Annotated in this window: 16 protein-coding genes; 2 read left to right on the forward strand and 14 right to left on the reverse strand. The window is 71.6% G+C overall.

The genetic code is table 11. The annotated features are described in order from the left end of the window. Positions 1–22: 22 nt before the first annotated feature. The 14 genes from yajC to pgsA all read right to left on the reverse strand — a co-directional run bounded on the left by yajC (position 23) and on the right by pgsA (position 13,563). Positions 23–388 (reverse strand): preprotein translocase subunit YajC, encoded by a 366-nt coding sequence (yajC, locus tag ACSC1Q_RS00220; RefSeq protein WP_436756582.1) that lies wholly within the window; start codon positions 386–388, stop codon positions 23–25. A 225-nt stretch (positions 389–613) separates the two neighbouring features. Continuing rightward, positions 614–1,672: a Holliday junction branch migration DNA helicase RuvB gene (gene ruvB, locus ACSC1Q_RS00225; RefSeq protein WP_436756583.1), complete on the reverse strand. Its 1,059-nt coding sequence runs from the start codon at positions 1,670–1,672 to the stop codon at positions 614–616. A 109-nt stretch (positions 1,673–1,781) separates the two neighbouring features. Further along, positions 1,782–2,402, reverse strand: coding sequence for a Holliday junction branch migration protein RuvA (gene ruvA, locus ACSC1Q_RS00230; protein WP_436756584.1), 621 nt, complete (start codon positions 2,400–2,402; stop codon positions 1,782–1,784). Further along, entirely contained in the window at positions 2,399–2,983 is a 585-nt protein-coding gene (ruvC, locus tag ACSC1Q_RS00235; protein ID WP_436757219.1) for a crossover junction endodeoxyribonuclease RuvC, read from the reverse strand. Before ruvC ends, ruvA begins: the two co-directional genes overlap by 4 nt. A gap of 314 nt (positions 2,984–3,297) precedes the next feature. Then, positions 3,298–4,572 carry a cation:proton antiporter gene (locus ACSC1Q_RS00240; protein ID WP_436756585.1) on the reverse strand — a complete coding sequence of 425 codons (1,275 nt, stop codon included), beginning with the start codon at positions 4,570–4,572 and terminating at the stop codon, positions 3,298–3,300. Between the two features lie 74 nt (positions 4,573–4,646). Next, positions 4,647–5,399, reverse strand: a complete 753-nt coding sequence (locus tag ACSC1Q_RS00245; protein ID WP_329078906.1) for a YebC/PmpR family DNA-binding transcriptional regulator — start codon at positions 5,397–5,399, stop codon at positions 4,647–4,649. Positions 5,400–5,402: 3 nt separating this feature from the next. Beyond that, positions 5,403–5,993, reverse strand: coding sequence for a pyridoxal 5'-phosphate synthase glutaminase subunit PdxT (gene pdxT / locus ACSC1Q_RS00250; RefSeq protein WP_436756586.1), 591 nt, complete (start codon positions 5,991–5,993; stop codon positions 5,403–5,405). A 168-nt stretch (positions 5,994–6,161) separates the two neighbouring features. Beyond that, the gene (locus tag ACSC1Q_RS00255; protein WP_436756587.1) at positions 6,162–7,856 is read right to left on the reverse strand and encodes an alkaline phosphatase D family protein; all 1,695 of its coding nucleotides are present in this window, start codon (positions 7,854–7,856) and stop codon (positions 6,162–6,164) included. A gap of 166 nt (positions 7,857–8,022) precedes the next feature. Beyond that, positions 8,023–8,937, reverse strand: a complete 915-nt coding sequence (gene pdxS / locus ACSC1Q_RS00260; RefSeq protein ID WP_344749964.1) for a pyridoxal 5'-phosphate synthase lyase subunit PdxS — start codon at positions 8,935–8,937, stop codon at positions 8,023–8,025. Positions 8,938–9,089: 152 nt separating this feature from the next. Next, entirely contained in the window at positions 9,090–10,103 is a 1,014-nt protein-coding gene (locus ACSC1Q_RS00265; RefSeq protein WP_436756588.1) for a DUF3048 domain-containing protein, read from the reverse strand. Positions 10,104–10,232: 129 nt separating this feature from the next. Beyond that, positions 10,233–10,772: a LemA family protein gene (locus tag ACSC1Q_RS00270; RefSeq protein ID WP_436756589.1), complete on the reverse strand. Its 540-nt coding sequence runs from the start codon at positions 10,770–10,772 to the stop codon at positions 10,233–10,235. Next, positions 10,769–11,995 (reverse strand): glycosyltransferase family 4 protein, encoded by a 1,227-nt coding sequence (locus ACSC1Q_RS00275; protein WP_436756590.1) that lies wholly within the window; start codon positions 11,993–11,995, stop codon positions 10,769–10,771. The genes ACSC1Q_RS00270 and ACSC1Q_RS00275 overlap by 4 nt, the downstream gene beginning before the upstream one ends. Continuing rightward, on the reverse strand, positions 11,992–12,933 hold the full coding sequence (locus tag ACSC1Q_RS00280; RefSeq protein ID WP_436756591.1) for a phosphatidylinositol mannoside acyltransferase: 942 nt from the start codon (positions 12,931–12,933) through the stop codon (positions 11,992–11,994). The genes ACSC1Q_RS00275 and ACSC1Q_RS00280 overlap by 4 nt, the downstream gene beginning before the upstream one ends. A gap of 12 nt (positions 12,934–12,945) precedes the next feature. Further along, complete coding sequence (gene pgsA, locus ACSC1Q_RS00285) at positions 12,946–13,563, reverse strand: phosphatidylinositol phosphate synthase (RefSeq protein ID WP_436756592.1); 618 nt, start codon at positions 13,561–13,563, stop codon at positions 12,946–12,948. 288 nt (positions 13,564–13,851) lie between these two features. Here pgsA and ACSC1Q_RS00290 point away from each other — a divergent pair, with 288 nt between their 5' ends. Further along, entirely contained in the window at positions 13,852–15,984 is a 2,133-nt protein-coding gene (locus ACSC1Q_RS00290) for an elongation factor G-like protein EF-G2 (RefSeq protein ID WP_436756593.1), read from the forward strand. Between the two features lie 158 nt (positions 15,985–16,142). Further along, entirely contained in the window at positions 16,143–17,723 is a 1,581-nt protein-coding gene (locus tag ACSC1Q_RS00295) for a glycoside hydrolase family 10-like protein (RefSeq protein ID WP_436756594.1), read from the forward strand. Positions 17,724–17,727 lie beyond the last annotated feature (4 nt).

The raw sequence follows: 17,727 nt of genomic DNA on the forward strand, positions 1-17,727 counted from the left end.
AGGGGGTTGGAGGTGAGGCCACTCACGGCTTCTTGCTCGTCGTGTCGTGGTCTGCACCCTGCTGTTCCGCCGTCACCACGACATCGTGGTCGACAGCCTTGACATTCTCCTCCTCCACGTCGTCAACCGGAACCAGGACACGGCCGATGGCCGCCTTGACCCAGCGGGTCTCCACGCCGGGGGCGATCTCCAGGATCACGTCGTCGGCGTCGATGGCCACCACGGTCGCGAAGAGACCCGTCGTGGTCATGACACCGGTGCCCGGCGTGAGACTGTTCTGCATCTTGACCTGCTCCTGCTGCCGCTTGCGCTGCGGCCGGATGAGCAGGAAGTAGAACACCACGACCATGAGAGCGATCATGATCAGGCTCGAATAGTTGCCGCCCACAGGGCCGCTCCCTCTCTTGAGATTGACCGGCGGAAGCCGGACGTCACATACGGCCACGCCGCTCAGCACGTCAGCCTACACAGCCAGCCAAGGCTCGGAGTTTAGGCGAGCTGTTAAGAGCGCGGCAACGAAGTCACGTTTCGGCACGCAGGGAAGTTCCCATTTCGATACAGTTGTCATCGTTCTGTGATCAATCCTGTACGGCTCCCCCACCGACTCCCAACGCTAGATTTGCCCGGGATCATCCTCAAGATCGACGAGGAACGAGGCCCCGAAGGCGTCCGGCGGGGGCACCAGCCCCAGGTGGGTCCAGGCCGCCGCGGTCGCGACCCGGCCCCGGGGGGTGCGGGCCAGCAGGCCCTGCCGCACCAGGAACGGCTCGGCGACCACCTCGACCGTCTCCGGCTCCTCCCCCACCGCGACCGCCAGGGTCGACAGTCCCACCGGCCCGCCGCCGAACTTGCGCAGCAGCGCGCCGAGCACCGCCCGGTCGAGCCGGTCGAGCCCCTCGGCGTCGACCTCGTAGAGGTTGAGCGCGGCGGAGGCGACGTCCCTGGTGACGACGCCCTCGGCGCGCACCTCGGCGAAGTCGCGGACCCGGCGCAGCAGCCGGTTGGCGATGCGGGGGGTGCCCCGGGAGCGACCGGCGATCTCGTGGGCGGCGTCGCCGGGGAGCGTGACGCCCAGCAGGCGCGAGGAGCGGTGCAGCACCTCCTCCAGCTCGGCGACCCCGTAGAAGTCCATGTGCGCGACGAAACCGAAGCGGTCGCGCAGCGGCGCGGGGAGCATACCCGCCCTGGTGGTGGCCCCGACCAGGGTGAACGGGGCGATCTCCAGCGGGATCGCGGTCGCCCCCGGCCCCTTGCCCACCACGATGTCGACGCGGAAGTCCTCCATCGCGAGGTAGAGCATCTCCTCGGCGGGCCTGGCCATCCGGTGGATCTCGTCGATGAACAGGACCTCGCCCTCGGAGAGGGTCGACAGGATCGCCGCGAGGTCGCCGGCCCGCTCCAGCGCGGGCCCCGAGGTGATCCGGAGAGGCACGGAGAGCTCGGTCGCGATGATCATGGAAAGGGTCGTCTTGCCCAGCCCGGGACCGCCGCTCATCAGCACGTGGTCCGGCGGCCGGTTGCGGCGCAGCGCGCTCTGCAGCACCAGCGACAGCTGCTCGCGCACCCGTGCCTGGCCGATGAACTCGTCCAGCCGCTTGGGCCGGAGCGCCGCCTCGATGTATCTCTCGTCGCCCTCTGCGTCCGGCGACACCAGATCACGGTCGGAACTCACGCCGCCCCTCCCCCGCCCGCCGTACGGCGGCCTCTCCCGCAGTCACCCCGCGTGTCCCGTACGGCACGCTCACCCCAGGAAAACCGGTGAGGCCCGCCACGCTCGCGCCTCATCGCGCGCTCAGCGCGCGGAGCGCGGCCTTGAGCAGGGCCGCCACCTGCGGGGGACGGCCCTCGGCCAGGTCCGCGTCGGCCTGCGGCTCGACGATGGCGACCGCCTCGTCGGCGTCTCGCCCCGAGTAGCCCAGGCCGACCAGCCCGGAGTGGACCTGGGACCGCCAGGCGGGTGCGGCTGCGCGGCCGTCGAGCGCGGCGTTGACGGCCTCCTCCGGCGTGCCGAGCTTGTTCTTGAGGTCGACGATGATCCGCTGGGCGCCCTTCGGGCCCACCCCGGGGACCCTGGTCAGCGCCTTGACGTCGGCGGAGGCCACCGCGACCCGGAGCGCGTTGGGGGTGTGCACGGCGAGCATCGCGAGGGCGACCTTGGGGCCGACCCCGCTCGCCGTCTGCAGCAGCTCGAAGGTGCCGCGCTCGTCGTCGGTGACGAAGCCGAACAGGGTGAGCGACTCCTCGCGGACCACCAGCGAGGTGGCGAGCCTGATCTCCTCGCCCGTCCTGAGCGTCGCCAGCGTGCCCGGCGTGCAGTGCACGAGGACCCCCACCCCGCCGACCTCGACGACCGCCCCGTCGGGCGCGATCGCGGTCACCTGTCCTCGCACCGAGGCGATCACTTCGCGGTTCCTCTCGGGTGTCCGGCCCTGCCACGGCCTCGGAAGTAGGCGGCGGGGGTCGTGGTGGCGCCCGCCGCCTTCGCGGCGGCCTCGGCCAGCCTGCTCTGGGCCCCGCCCCGCCACACGTGGCAGATCGCGAGGGCGAGCGCGTCGGCGGCGTCGGCGGGCTTGGGCATGGCGTCCAGCCGCAGCAGGCGGGTCACCATCGTGCCGACCTGCTGCTTGTCGGCCGTGCCGCTGCCGGTGATGGCGGCCTTGACCTCGGACGGCGTGTGCAGCGCGACCGGCAGGCCCCTGCGGGACGCGCACAGGATCGCCACGGCGGAGGCCTGCGCGGTGCCCATCACGGTCCTGAGGTTGTGCTGGGCGAAGACCCGCTCCACGGCCACCGCGTCAGGCCGGATCTCGTCGAGCCACTGCTCGATGCCCGCCTCGATCGCCACCAGCCGGGCGCCGATCTCGTCGTCGGAGGGGGTGCGGACGACCCCGACCTTCACCAGGTTCAGCGGGGCGCCCGGCCGCCCCTCGACGGCGCCGAGCCCGCATCGGGTAAGCCCGGGATCGACCCCCATCACCCGCAACTCGGGCAACCGCACCGACACGCCTCCGCTCGCCGAACACCTGTTCGGTGGCAGACTCTACCGCGTGCGGGCGGCCCGCGCACGGCTCTTCCCCGGCCCGCCGGAGAGGCCGCGAGCGGGCCCCGGGTCCCGGCCACGAGCGGGCTCCGGGCCTCGACCGCGAGCGGGCGTCGGCCCCGGCCGCGAGCCCGCCCCGGACTCGGCCACGGGCGGGCGTCGGACCCAGTCACGGGCGTACTCCGGGCTCAGCCGCGAGCGGGCATCGGACCCGGCCACGGAGGTGCTCCGGCCTCAGCCCGGGGCGGCCTCGCGGCTCACAGGTGCTGGGCGGCGGGTTCGGCGTCCTCGTCGCTCTTCCTGTCGCGCAACCGGTCCAGGCGGTTCATCACCGGCGAGGCCGAGATGCCGTGGATCACCAGGGAGGCCAGCACGGTGAAGGCGACCACGGCCCAGAGCTCCTCGGCGGGTACGCCGAAGTCGGCCTGGCCGAGGGCATAGGCGAGGTAGAACAGCGAGCCGATGCCTCGGATGCCGAAGAACGCCGTCGCGACGCGCTCGCGCGGGCCCGCCCTGCCCCCCAGCTCGGCGAGCCAACCGGTCAGCGGCCGGATGACCAGCAGCAGCAACAGGCCGACCGCGGCGCCCCGCCAGGTGAGCGCGGCCAGGCCGCCCACCGCGACGAAGCCGCCGAGCAGCAGGATCAGCCAGGCGGTGAACAGCCGCTCGATCTGCTCGATGAAGCCGTGCAGCACCCCGTTGTAGCCGTGGCTGCGCTCGGCCGCCCTGATGGTGCAGGCGGTCACGAACACCGCGATGAAGCCGTACCCGTGCACCAGCTCGGTGAGGCCGTAGGCCAGGAACGTCGCGGCCAGTGCCACGAAGCCGTCGCGGTGCTCGGCCAGCCGCAGGTCGGACTTCTGGGAGCGGAAGAACAGCCGCCCCAGACCCTTGCCGATCAGCAGGCCGCACACCACTCCGGCGGCGCACCGGTAGAGCAGGTCCACCAGCGTCCACTCGGCGACCCAGCCGACGCCCCCGCTGACGGCCAGCGCGATCGCGGCGTACACCAGGGGGAAGGCGAGGCCGTCGTTGAGGCCCGCCTCGGAGGTGAGGGTGAAGCGGACCTCGTCGTCGGCCTTCTCCGAGTCGACGGGCTCGCCGACCTGCACGTCGGAGGCGAGCACCGGGTCGGTCGGCGCGAGCACCGCGCCCAGCAGCAGCGCCGCGGCGAGCGGCCAGCCGAGCAGGCCGTACGCGGCGGCGGCCACGCCGAGGACGGTGAGCGGGAGCGTCCACCCCAGCAGGCGCCAGGTCGAGGACCAGGCGCGCCGCCCGAAGGGCCGGTTGATGGCGAGCCCGGCGCCCATGAGCGAGATCAGCACACAGATCTCGGTGGCGTGCTCGATCAGTGACCGGTGGGCCACCGGATCGGGATCCGGCAGCTCCAGGGGAAGGAAGTAGAGGAGCAGGCCGCCCAGCAGGCAGGCCAGCGGGAGCGAGAAGGGACGCCGGTCGAGGAGCCGGGGGAGCGTGGCCGCGAGCAGCGCGGCGACGCCCGCCACGGCAAAGATCAGATCAGGATTGCCCATTGTCCGCGTGATATGCCCTTGACCACGCGGACAAACCTCGCAGACAACACGAGGTCACACCGGAATGGCCCGGGTCAGGCGTCGAGCTTCTCCATGACCTCGTCGGAGACGTCGAAGTTGGCCCAGACGTTCTGCACGTCGTCGCTGTCCTCCAGGGCGTCGATCAGCCTGAAGACCTTGCGGGCGCCGTCCTCGTCGAGCGGGACGTTCATCGTCGGCATGAAGCTGGACTCGGCCGAGTCGTAGTCGATCCCGGCCTCCTGCAGGGCCTTGCGGACCGGGACGAGGTCGGTGGCCTCGGAGACGACCTCGAACTGGTCACCCAGGTCGTTGACCTCCTCGGCGCCCGCGTCGAGGACCGCGACCAGCACGTCGTCCTCGGCGAGCTCACCCTTGGGGACGAGCACGACGCCCTTGCGGTTGAACATGTAGGACACCGAGCCGGGGTCGGCCAGCGAGCCGCCGTTGCGGGTCAGCGCGACGCGGACCTCGGAGGCGGCGCGGTTGCGGTTGTCGGTGAGGCACTCGATCAGCACCGCGACGCCGCCGGGGGCGTACCCCTCGTACATGATCGTCTGCCAGTCGGCGCCGCCGGCCTCCAGGCCGCCGCCGCGCTTACGGGCGCGCTCGATGTTGTCGATCGGGACCGAGCTCTTGCGCGCCTTGGTGATGGCGTCGTACAGCGTCGGGTTGCCGTCCGGATCGGGTCCGCCCGTCCGGGCCGCGACCTCGATGTTCTTGATGAGCTTGGCGAACAGCTTGCCGCGCTTGGAGTCGAGCGCGGCCTTCTTGTGCTTCGTCGTCGCCCATTTGGAGTGGCCGGACATCGCCTAGAGCTCCCTCACCATCTCAGCGAAATATGAATGCACACCGACATCCCCGGTAAGTTCCGGGTGGAAGGACGTGGCGAGCAACGGTCCTTGGCGGACCGCGACGATCCTATCCCCAGGTTCGGCCAGCGCCAGCACTTCGACCTCCGAACCCACGGATTCCACCCAGGGGGCGCGGATGAAGACGGCCCGCATGCCGCCGCGACCGGCGAAGTCGACGTCGGCCTCGAAGGAGTCGACCTGGCGCCCGAAGGCGTTGCGGCGGACGACCATGTCGATGCCGCCGATCGTCTGCTGGCCCTCGATCCCGCCCTCGATCCGGTCGGCCAGCATGATCATCCCAGCGCAGGAGCCGTAGGCGGGCATGCCCGCCTTGATCCGCATACGGAGCGGTTCGAGCAGCTCGAAGGTCTCGGCGAGCTTCCACATCGTGGTGGACTCCCCGCCGGGGACGACGAGGCCGTCGACCGCCTCCAGCTCGCGGGGACGCCGTACGGTGACCGCTCTCGCGCCCACCGCCTCCAGGGCGCGCACGTGCTCGCGCACGTCTCCTTGCAGCGCGAACACGCCGATCGTGGGGACGATGGTCACCGATGGTCCTTCCCGTGCGGGTGGGGTGCCTCTTCAGCGTATGGCTACCGGCCGGGCGTTCCCAAACCGGTTCGCCCCGGGGAAAACCCCGCCGGAACGCGCCACGGGCGCCCCGGCGAGGATCCGCCGGGGCGCCCGTGACGGTGGTGACAGGTGATCACCACGAGCTCAGGGACGCTTGGTCTCCAGGTCCACGGTCTCCTGGATCCAGTCGATCCCGGGGGTCCTGGCGGCCGAGGGGTCGACCGGGCGCAGGTACGTCCGCTGCACGCCGGGGACCCGGTCCTCGATCACGAACGTCGCCTTGGTGTGCGCCGCCGCCCCCGGCCGCGTCACCTGCGGCAGCACCTTGAAGTCGGCGGTGAGACGGTCGCGCTCGATCCGGGTCAGCACGTAGCCGCGCTGGTTGTTGTAGAACTTCAGGTGCGGGTTGATCGTCAGGTACGGGTGGGCCGCCGGGTCGGAGTCGACGCCGTCGCCGCCCGTGGTGATGGACGAGGCGACCAGCTCGGAGCCGACCGTGCGGGTGGTGGGGTCGTCGTAGTCGAGCTTGAGGTCGCTCGCCCAGTGGGCGTGCACGTCGCCGGTGAGCACCACGGGGTTGCGCACCTTGGCGTCCACCCAGCCCTGGGTGATGCGCTGCCGCGAGGCGACGTAGCCGTCCCAGGCGTCCTGGCTGGTGATCTTGGCGGGCCCGGCGTTGTTGTCGCGCTGGGCGAAGAAGACCTGCTGGCCGAGCACGTCCCAGCGCGCCTCCGAGCGCCGCATGCCGTCCAGCAGCCAGCGCTCCTGCGCGTCGCCGGTGATCGAGCGGGCGGGGTCGACCGCGGCCGGGCAGTCGCTGTAGCCGTCGCCGCAGCCCTGGTCGCTGCGGTACTGACGGGTGTCGAGCATGTGGAAGGTCGCCATCTTCCCCCACCGGACGCGCCGGTAGAGCTGCATGTCGACGCCCCTGGGAATGGCGGAGCGCCGCAGCGGCATGTTCTCGTAGTAGGCCCTGAAGGCCGCCTCGCGCCGGGCGAGGAAGTTCGGCTGGGGCACCTCGGGCTTCTCCGGCACCTCGTCGGCCCAGTTGTTGTCCAGCTCGTGGTCGTCCCAGACGACCAGCCAGGGGGCGGCGGCGTGCGCGGCCTGCAGGTCGGGGTCGGTCTTGTACTGGGCGTGCCGCTGGCGGTAGTTCGCCAGGCTCTCGGTCTCCGGCCCCTCGTGGTGGCGGATGTTGCCGCCGGGGATGGTGTAGGTGTCGCGCCGGTACTCGTACTGGTAGTCGCCCAGGTGCAGGATCAGGTCGGGCCGCTCCTCCGCCAGGCGCCCGTAGGCGGTGAAGTAGCCGTGCTCGTACTGGGCGCAGGAGACGAACGCCATCGCCAGGGCCGAGCCGTGGGAGAGGGCGTGCGGGGCCGTCCTGGCCCTGCCGATCGGTGAGACGTACGGGCCGACCTTGAAGCGGTACCAGTAGTCCCTGTCGGAGGGCAGCCCGTTCAGCTCGACGTGGACGCTGTGGCCCCACTCGGGGGTGGCGACGGCCACGCCCCTGCGCAGCACGCGGCGGCCCCTCTCGTCGCCGTAGACGTGCCACTCGACGGCGAAGGGCCGGGCGGGCATGCCGCCCAGGCCGTCCTCGGCGAGCGGCTGGGGCGCCAGGCGGGTCCAGATCACGAAGCCGCCGGAGTCGGGGTCGCCGCAGGCGACGCCGAGCGTGAAGGGGTCCGAACGCAGGCCGCGGGAGGCCAGGGACGCCTGGGACTCGGCGCTCTCCTGGACGGGCCCTGGATCGGCGTGCGCGGCGGCGGCCGGGATGCCCGCCGCCGCGCCGGCCGCGATGCCGGTGACGAGGAAGGACCGGCGGGTGAACTTCGACAAGGGAAACCTCCCGGGTGATCGGGCTCGAACGCCCGTCAGCCTCGCGGAGCACCATGACCGAGGAGTTAACTCCTCCTGTCAGGGAAAAGGCGATCTCCGTCACGGAGATCGCCTTTTGCCCGGTTTTCCGGAGGTTTCCAGGGGGCTCTCGGCGCCCCCGCCCGCTCTACCAGCCGCGCTCGGCGAGCCGGTGCGGGGCCGGGATGTCGTCGACGTTGATGCCGACCATGGCCTCACCCAGACCGCGGGAGACCTTCGCGATGACGTCGGGGTCATCGTAGAAGGTGGTGGCCTTGACGATCGCGGAGGCGCGCTCGGCCGGGTTGCCGGACTTGAAGATGCCCGAGCCGACGAACACGCCCTCGGCGCCGAGCTGCATCATCATCGCCGCGTCGGCCGGGGTGGCGATGCCGCCCGCGGTGAACAGCACGACCGGCAGCTTGCCGGTCCTGGCGACCTCGGCGACCAGCTCGTACGGCGCCTGGAGCTCCTTGGCCGCGACGTAGAGCTCGTCCTCGGGCAGCGAGCCCAGGCGCTTGATCTCGCCCCTGATCTTGCGCATGTGGGTGGTGGCGTTGGAGACGTCACCGGTGCCGGCCTCGCCCTTGGAGCGGATCATCGCCGCGCCCTCGGTGAGGCGGCGCAGCGCCTCGCCCAGGTTGGTCGCGCCGCAGACGAAGGGCACCGTGAACTGCCACTTGTCGATGTGGTTGGCGTAGTCGGCCGGGGTGAGCACCTCGGACTCGTCGATGTAGTCGACGCCGAGCGACTGGAGCACCTGGGCCTCGACGAAGTGGCCGATGCGGGCCTTGGCCATGACCGGGATCGAGACGGCGGCGATGATGCCGTCGATCATGTCGGGGTCGCTCATCCGGGAGACGCCGCCCTGGGCGCGGATGTCGGCGGGCACCCGCTCAAGAGCCATGACGGCGACGGCGCCGGCGTCCTCGGCGATCTTGGCCTGCTCGGCGTTGACGACGTCCATGATGACGCCGCCCTTGAGCATCTCTGCCATGCCGCGCTTGACCCGGGCGGTTCCGGTGACGGTGGTCTCGCTGACTTCGGGCGTGCTGCTGGACACGGTCTCTACCTCACGACGGCTGGCTGCGGATCACGGGCCGTCCTCGGGGGACGGCCACTACGCTTCCATCGTAGGCGCTGGCGGCCTGCCCCCTTACACGACGCCTTGTCACTCTTGGACGATCTTCTTGGACAGGATGGAGGGGTTGCGCGTCAGGGAATGACGGGTTTGGCGGAGGCGAGCACGACCCAGACCTGTCCCGGGGCGAAGTTCATCGCCTCGCCCGCCTCGGTGGTGAAGACGGTGCCGTCCTTCTCCTTGGGCCGCGACCAGCGGGCCTTGAACGCCTGGCCGTCGCGGAGCACGATCGCCCTGCCCTTGCCGGTGCTGTGCACCAGCGGGGTGTAGCTCTGGTTCTTGTCGTGGAACTGCGAGCGCTCCGTCTTGGTGTACTGCACGACGATCGTGGGCGCGCCGAGCTGGCCGCCCTCGGCCGCCATGTCCTTCTTGCCGTCCTGCCAGATCAGCCACTTGCCCGCCGTCTCCGACCAGCCGAAGGTGAAGCGCGCCGCCGGATATCTCACGCTGTACGTCTTGCGCGGCACGCCGCCCTCGGGCGGGTCGCCGAAGGTGAACCCGATGTCCCTGGCCTTGGTCGCCTTGGGCGCCCCGGCCAGCAGCCGCCTGGTGTTGGCGAACAGGTTGTAGGGGGCGAAGCGCCCCGGCTGGCGGAAGTACGCGCCCGGCTCCCTGCTGTCGGAGACGTCGAAGAGGGGCGCCTCGGCGATGAAGGGGAGCATCTTGGTCTGCGCGCCCGAGTAGGCGAAGGCGGGCCTGCCGAACTGCGGGACGATGTGCAGGTCGGAGATGCGGGCGCTGCGGACCGGGCCGATCTTCGCCGGGATCTTCGAGGAGAAGATCGCCATCAGGCGGGTCAGGCCCGCCTCGACCTGCTCGACGTAGACGACGTCGGCGCTCTTCAGGCCGAGCTGCGGCTTGCCCGCCGAGGTGTTCTCGATCTTCACCGCGAGCACCGGCTTGCGGGCCGCGCCGGGCAGGCCGGTGAAGGGGTGCGTCGGCTCGGGCGTGGGGGCCGGGACCGCGCTCGGCTCGTCGGCCGCCCCCGCGGGGCTGCCCGGCGCGGCCGGATCGTCGGAGGAACAGGCGGCGGGCGCCAGGATCGCGACTCCCGCCAGCGCGACGGCGATCATCCGGGGCACCCGCACGGTTCGTCTCCTCAAGTCGGACAATCGGCCAGTCGGCCAATCAGCTACTCGGCCAATCAGCCACGAATCGCCAAGAGCTTACCGGTGCCCGACTTGTCAGATAGTCCGGTTTATAGGCCTTAATCATCCTTATTCGGCGGCCAGGGCCTTCGGGGGCGCGTCGTCGATCTCGAAGAAGGCCGGATACTCGGTGTGCCCGGCGAGCCGCAGCGTGCGGGCCAGCCAGCGGCGCTGCGCCGTCCGGGTGACGCCCACCGAGTTGTTGTAGAACCTGCGGGAGTAGAGGACCTTGGCCACCGCCGCGTCCAGCTCCTCCAGCAGGTCGGAGCCCGCCGGGGTGTCGGCCAGCCGGTCGCGGAAGCGCTCCTGGTCGACGACGGCGCGCAGGGCGCGCGACAGGTCGCTCTCGGCGTGCTCGCGCTCCTCGGGACCCGCCGTACGGGCCTCGTGGGCGGCCGCGGCCAGCACCAGGCTCGTCGCCGGGTCCAGCAGCCGGGAGGCCGCCAGCTCCAGGCTGACGGCGGTGCGCCGCACCAGGGCGGCGTCCAGGGACTCGCGGGCCAGCTCCAGCCGGATGTGCATCCGGTCGAGCCGCCCGGCCCGCCAGGAGACGTAGACGGCGAGGAGCACCACGATCGCGCCCACCACCAGGATCAGCGTGGTCGTCACGGCGCGTCGCCCCTCCCGGCCCCGATCCCGGCCGCGCCGGCTGTGCCTTCCGCGCCGGCCGCGCTCGTCACAGGGCCCGTCACCGGGCCCACCGCGGCGTCCTCCTCGACCTCCTCGACCCCGGCCGTGCTCGCCACGGTCTCGTAGACCCGCAGGACGTCACGGGCGACCGTCGACCAGTCGTACTTGCGCACGGCGAGGCGGGCCTCCTCCGACAGCCTGGCCCGGCGCCCGGGATCGTCGAGCAGCGCGGCGGCCTCGCGGGCGAGCGACCGGGCGTCGCCCGTCTCGAACAGCGCCCCCGCCCCGCCCTCGTCGAGCACCTTGCGGAAGGCCGGGATGTCGCTCGCCAGGATCGCGGCCCCGGCCGACATCGCCTCGGTCAGCACGATGCCGAAGCTCTCACCGCCCAGGTTGGGCGCGCAGAAGACGTCGACCGTGTGGTACGCCCGCACCTTGTCCTCCTCGCTGACCATGCCGAGCAGTCCGATCCGGTCGTGGAAGGCGGGCGGGACCCGCTCCAGCACCTCGTCGGCGTCGCCGGGCCCCGCCAGGAGCAGCCGCAGCGCGGGCCGCTCGGCGGCCAGCAGGGCGAACGCCTCCAGCAGCACCGGCAGGCCCTTGCGCGGCTCGTCCATCCGGCCCAGGAAGCCGATCACCTCGCCCTCGTCCCAGCCGGGCAGCGGCTCGCCCTCGGCGTAGCGGCTCACGGTCACCCCGTTGGGGATGAGCACGGCGTCGCCGCCCATGAACTCCACCAGGGTCTTCCTCGCGGCGTCGGACACCGCGATCCTGCCGCCGATCTTCTCCAGCGCGCTCATGATCACCGGCACCCCGACCGAGAAGGAGCGGGAGTTGCCGTACGAGGCGTGGAAGGTGGCCACGATCGGCCCCCTCGCCACCCAGCAGGCGAGCAGCCCGAGCGAGGGGATGGCCGGCTCGTGCACGTGCAGCACGTCGAAGCGGCCCTCGCGCACCCAGCGGCGCACCCGGTTCGCCGACAGGAACCCGAACGACATCCTGGCCACCGACCCGTTGAACGGCACCGGGACGGCGCGGCCGGCCGAGGTCACGTACGGGGGCAGCACGGCGTTCTCGGCCGCCGGGGAGATCACCGAGACGTGGTGGCCGTCGGCCATGAGCGCCTCGGCCAGGTCCTGGATGTGCACCTGGACGCCGCCCGGCACGTCCCACGTGTAGGGGCAGACGATGCCGATCCTCATGGCCTTGTCTCCCCGGGCTCCCGGGACTCCCGGGGCTCCAGGTCCTCCAGCCAGAGGCGCTGGAGCATGTGCCAGTCCTCGGGGTGCTCGGCGATGCCCTTCTCGAAGACGGTGGCGAGGCTCTGCATGACGACGGCCACCTTCTCCTTCCTGGTGCCCTCGGCCGGGATCGCGATCTCCTCGTGGAACTGCAGCCCCCAGCCGTCCTTCTCGAAGTAGGGGATCGCCGGGATGAGGGCGGCCCCGGTGTGCACGGCCAGCAGGCCGGGACCGGCGGGCATCCGGGTGGCCGCGCCGAAGAACTGCACCTCGACCCCGTTCGCGGTCAGGTCGCGCTCGGCGGGCAGGGCGACCGGCAGGCCGGCGCGCAGGCGCTGCGCCAGGGTGCCGAAGGTGTGCCCGTCACCGCCGGTGAGCGGCAGCACCTCCATGCCGAGCCCCTCGCGGAAGGCGGTGTAGCGGTGGAACAGCGACTCGGGCTTGAGCCGCTCGGCGACCGTGGTGAACGGGTGGCCCGTCCCGGCGAACCAGGCGCCCGCCTGGTCCCAGTTGCCCATGTGCGGCAGGGCCATGACCACGCCGCGCCCCTTGGCGAGGTTGTCGTAGACGGGCTCGGCCCCGACCACCCGCATGCGGGAGACGATCTTCTCGATGGGGATCGAGGGCAGCCGGAACACCTCGTGGAAGTAGCGGAAGTAGGAGCGCATGCCGTCGCGGCTGAGCGCCCGGATCGCCGGGTCGCCTGGCGAGGTGCCCCTCACCCTGGCGAGGTTGGCCTCCAGCCTGAGCACCGACTTCCCGCGGCGCCTCCACAGCCGGTCGGCGGCGGCGCGGAAGGCCCAGGCGGTGAGCCTCTCGGGCAGGCGGGGCACGACCGTCCAGCCGGCGCCGAACGCCGCGGCGACGAGACGGTCCTGGGGGGAGGGCTTGTCGGTCATCGATCTTTCCGATCAGCGGAGGGTCCGGGGCGGGATGGAAACGGCCTGCCGGCGCACGTGCAGCAGGCGCTGGCCGACCGTGACCGCGCTGGCGGCGGCGAGCAGCCAGAGCCCCGCGGCCAGGACGTACGGCACGCCGAGGCCGCCGAGACCGGCGGAGACCAGGCCGACGACCAGGCGCTCGGGCCGCTCGGCGAGGCCGACGTCGCACGTCATGCCCAGCGCCTCGGCCCTGGCCTTGACGTACGAGACCACCGCCCCCGCGACGAGGCAGAACAGCGCGACCCCCGCCAGCACCCGCTGCCCGCTCACGACGAACCAGAACACCAGCCCGGAGAAGATGCCCGCGTCGCCGACCCGGTCGAGGGTCGAGTCGAGGAAGGCGCCCCAGGTGCTCCCCTGGCCCGTCATCCTGGCCATCACCCCGTCGAGGAGGTCGGCCAGCACGAAGAAGGTGATCACCACCGTGCCCAGGAACAGCTGGCCCCGCGGGTAGAAGAACAGGGCCGCGGCGACGGTGCCGAGGGTGCCGGCGGCGGTGACCGCGTCGGGGCTGATCCCGCGGCGGGTCAGCGCCCTGCCCAGCGGGGTCAAGAGCCTGGTGACGGCGGGACGCAGAAGTTTCAGCATGGCGCTCCGATCGTAGGCCACCTGGCCCCCGGGCGCGCATCGGCGACGGGGAGCGGCGAGCCATGGGCGAACGGCGTTCACGGGGGCCGTGCGGAGCCGCCGGGACGACTGAATACGTAGCGATCCGGTCCGCCTCTCGCAAGAGGATCGCCACATCCCTCTTGTGATATTCGCCACATGGGTATTTGGTGAACAGACCGAGTGCGCGCGGCGCGCGGGCTCGGCGGCGGACCCCGGGGGTGTGGCCCCACCAGGCCGCGCCCCTTCGGCAACGACGCGGGAGGCGATGTGGCGGAGAGAGCGACCGGCGGAACAGCGGGAGCCGCGGGGAGGGCACCCGCGGCCGACCGGCCCGGCATGATACGAAACGTCGTGCTGGTCGGCCATTCCGGTGCCGGGAAGACGACACTTGTGGAGGCGTTGCTGGCCGCGACGCGGACCGTCCAGCGGTCCGGCCGGGTCGAGGACGGCACGACCGTCAGCGACTTCGACGAGGTCGAGGTGCGCCAGCAGCGCTCGGTGAACCTGACCGTGGCCCCCGTGGTCCACAACGACATCAAGATCAACCTGCTGGACACCCCCGGCTACGCCGACTTCGTCGGCGACCTGCGCGCCGGGCTGCGCGGGGCCGACGCGGCGCTGTTCGTCGTCTCGGCCGTCGAGGGCGTGGACGGCCTGACCAGGATGCTCTGGGACGAGTGCGCGGCGGTCGGGATGCCCCGCGCGGTCGTGATCACCAAGATCGACCACCAGCGGGCGAACTTCGAGGACGTCCTCGCCGCCTGCCAGGACGCCTTCGGCGACGGCGTCTCGCCGCTGTACCTGCCGGTGGTGACCAACGGCAAGGTGAACGGCCTGATCGGCCTGCTCAGCCAGAAGTTCTACAACTACGCGACCGGCACCCGGACGGAGAACGCCCCCGGCCCCGCCTACGCGGACCAGATCGAGCTCTACCGGGGCGCCCTGATCGAGGGCGTCATCCAGGAGAGCGAGGACGAGTCCCTGATGGACCGCTACCTCTCCGGCGAGGAGACCGACACCAAGGCCCTCATCGAGGACCTGGAGAAGGCCGTCGCGCGCGGCGGCTTCTACCCGGTGCTGGCCGCGGGGGCCGGCGTGGGCGCGCTGGAGATCCTGGAGCTCATCACCCAGGGGTTCCCCGCCCCGCCCGAGCACCCCCTGCCGGAGATCATGTCGATCGACGGCCGGTCCGTCCCCGGCGTCACCTGCGACCCCGAGGGCCCGCTGGTCGCCGAGGTGATCAAGACCACCAGCGACCCGTACGTGGGCAGGATCAGCCTGGTACGCGTCTTCTCCGGCACGCTGCGCCCGGACATGACGGTGCACGTCTCGGGGCACGGCCTGTCCGACCGGGGGCACGAGGACCACGACGTGGACGAGCGCATCGGCGCGCTCTCCTCGCCGCTGGGCAAGCACCAGCGGACGACCGCCAAGTGCGTGGCCGGGGACATCGCGGCGGTGGCCAAGCTGTCGCGCGCGGAGACCGGCGACACCCTGTCCGACCGGGAGAACCCGCTGCTGATGACGGCCTGGAGCATGCCGGAGCCGCTGCTGCCCGTGGCGATCCAGCCCCGGTCCAAGGCCGACGACGACAAGCTGGGCCAGGCGCTGCAGCGGCTGGTCGCCGAGGACCCGACGCTCCGGCTGGAGAACAACCCCGAGACCCGACAGCTGGTGCTGTGGTGCATGGGCGAGGCCCACACCGACGTGCTGCTCGACCGCCTCAGCAGGCGGCACGGCGTGGAGGTGGAGAAGACCGAGCTGCGGGTGCCGCTCAGGGAGACCTTCGGCGGCAGCTGCCAGGCCCTGGGCCGCAACGTCAAGCAGACCGGTGGCCACGGCCAGTTCGCCGTCTGCCACCTGGAGGTCGAGCCCCTGCCGTCCGGCGGCGGCTTCGAGTTCGTGGACAAGATCGTCGGCGGCGTGGTGCCGCGCCAGTTCATCCCCTCGGTGGAGAAGGGGGTGCGCACCCAGATGCAGCGCGGGGTGCTCGCCGGGTACCCCATGGTGGACGTACGGGTGACGCTGTACGACGGCAAGGCCCACTCGGTCGACTCCTCCGACATGGCGTTCCAGATCGCCGGGGCGCTCGCGCTGAAGGAGGCCGCGGCCAAGGTGCCCACGCTGCTGCTCGAACCGGTCGACGAGGTGTCCATCCTGATCGCCGACGACCACGTCGGCGCGGTGATGTCCGACCTGTCCTCGCGCAGGGGCCGCGTGCTCGGCACGGAGCCGGTGGGCACCGGCCGTACCCTGGTCAGGGCCGAGGTGCCCGCGCTGGAGATCACGCGGTACTCGATCGATCTGAGATCCATGTCACACGGGACGGGGACGTTCCGGCGGGTCTTCCTGCGCTACGAGCCGCTGCCCTCGCACCTGATGGACAAAGTCACCGGCTGACAGGGCGGTGAGACGCGCGCCGGACGGAGCCCGCCCCCCGGGGAAAGCGCACCGTCCGGCGCACCTCCCCCAGCATGCACACATGTAACAGAGTCATCACGAAAGGATTTCGTTTTTCCGGTCAAAGCACACCGGCGCTGGTGCCACACTGGGGAACCATGCGATACGGACGCCCTCTCCTGGCCGCTGCCGCGCTCGCCGTCCTGACCACGGGAGCCGCCTACACCTTCGGCCCCGAAGCCGCGCCCGCCCGGCCCAAGGCCGCGAAGAGCCCGGCGGTCCCGGCCGAGACGGTCGGCTCGACGACCTCGGCGCGGTGCGAGGTGGACGCGAGATACCCCAAGCGGCAGCTGCGCGGGGTGTGGATCGCCACGGTCAAGAACATCGACTGGCCCTCGCGGACCGGCCTGTCCCCGGCCCGCCAGCAGGCCGAGTACGTCAAGATCCTCGACAACGCGGTCAAGCGGCGGTTCAACGCGGTGTTCGTCCAGGTCCGCCCCGCGTCCGACGCGCTGTACAAGTCCGACCTGGAGCCGTGGTCGCAGTATCTGACCGGCACGGCGGGCAAGGACCCCGGCTGGGACCCGCTGCCCTTCCTCGTCGCCGAGGCCCACCGGCGCGGCCTGGAGTTCCACGCGTGGTTCAACCCGTACCGCGCGGCCGCCGACGGCGACCTGTCCAGGCTGCCCGCGAGGCACCCCGCCCGGCTGCACCCCGAGTGGATCGTGAAGTACGGGGACCTGGCCTACTACAACCCCGGCCTTCCCGCGGTCCGCGACTACGTCACCAAGGTCGTCAAGGACGTGGTGACCCGCTACGACGTCGACGGTGTCCACTTCGACGACTACTTCTACCCCTACCCCGTCCCGGGCGCGAAGTTCGCCGACGGCGCCGCGTTCGCCAAGTACGGCAAGGGCGCCAAGCTCGCCGACTGGCGCCGCTCCAACGTCGACAAGCTGGTCGCGCAGGTCGACAAGACCGTCCACGAGGTCAGGAACAGCGTGAAGTTCGGCATCAGCCCGTTCGGGATCTGGCGCAACAAGGCGGAGGACCCCACCGGCTCGGCCACCGGCGGCATGTCCGCGTACGACTCCATCTACGCCGACGCCCGCCACTGGATCAAGAAGGGCACGGTCGACTACGTCATCCCCCAGCTCTACTGGCCGCGCGGGTTCAAGATCGCCGACTACGACGTGCTGACGCCCTGGTGGGCGAACGAGGTCAAGGGCACCGGGGTGCAGCTCTACATCGGCCAGGGCCTGTACCGGGTCGGCGCCACCGACACCGCCGCCTGGACCAGGCCCGGCGAGATGTCCTCCCACCTCACGCGCAACCGCAGGTACGGGCAGGTCTCCGGCGACGTCTACTTCAGCGCCAAGCAGCTCTCCACCAACCCGCTGGGCGCGCTCGACCGCGTCGTCAAGGACCATTACGGTCGCCCGGCACTGCTGCCCCTGATGAGGGACCGCGGCGGCCAGGCCCCGGCCAGGCCCGCCGACCTGCGGCTCCAGGGCACCTCGCTCAGCTGGAGGAGCTCCCCTGACGCCCGCTCGTACGCGGTGTACCGGATCGCCTCGGGCAAGCCCGGAGAGTGCGCCACCGCCGACGCCCGCAACCTGGTCGCGATCGTGCCCGCGGCGCCCGGCGACCGCCAGGCCTTCACCGCGACGGGCGGCGGCACCTACCTGGTCACCGCCCTCGACCGCCTGCAGAACGAGAGCGCGCCCTCCGGGACCTGAGCCC

Source organism: Streptosporangium heterodermiicola, assembly GCF_051390675.1.
GTDB lineage: Bacteria > Actinomycetota > Actinomycetes > Streptosporangiales > Streptosporangiaceae > Streptosporangium.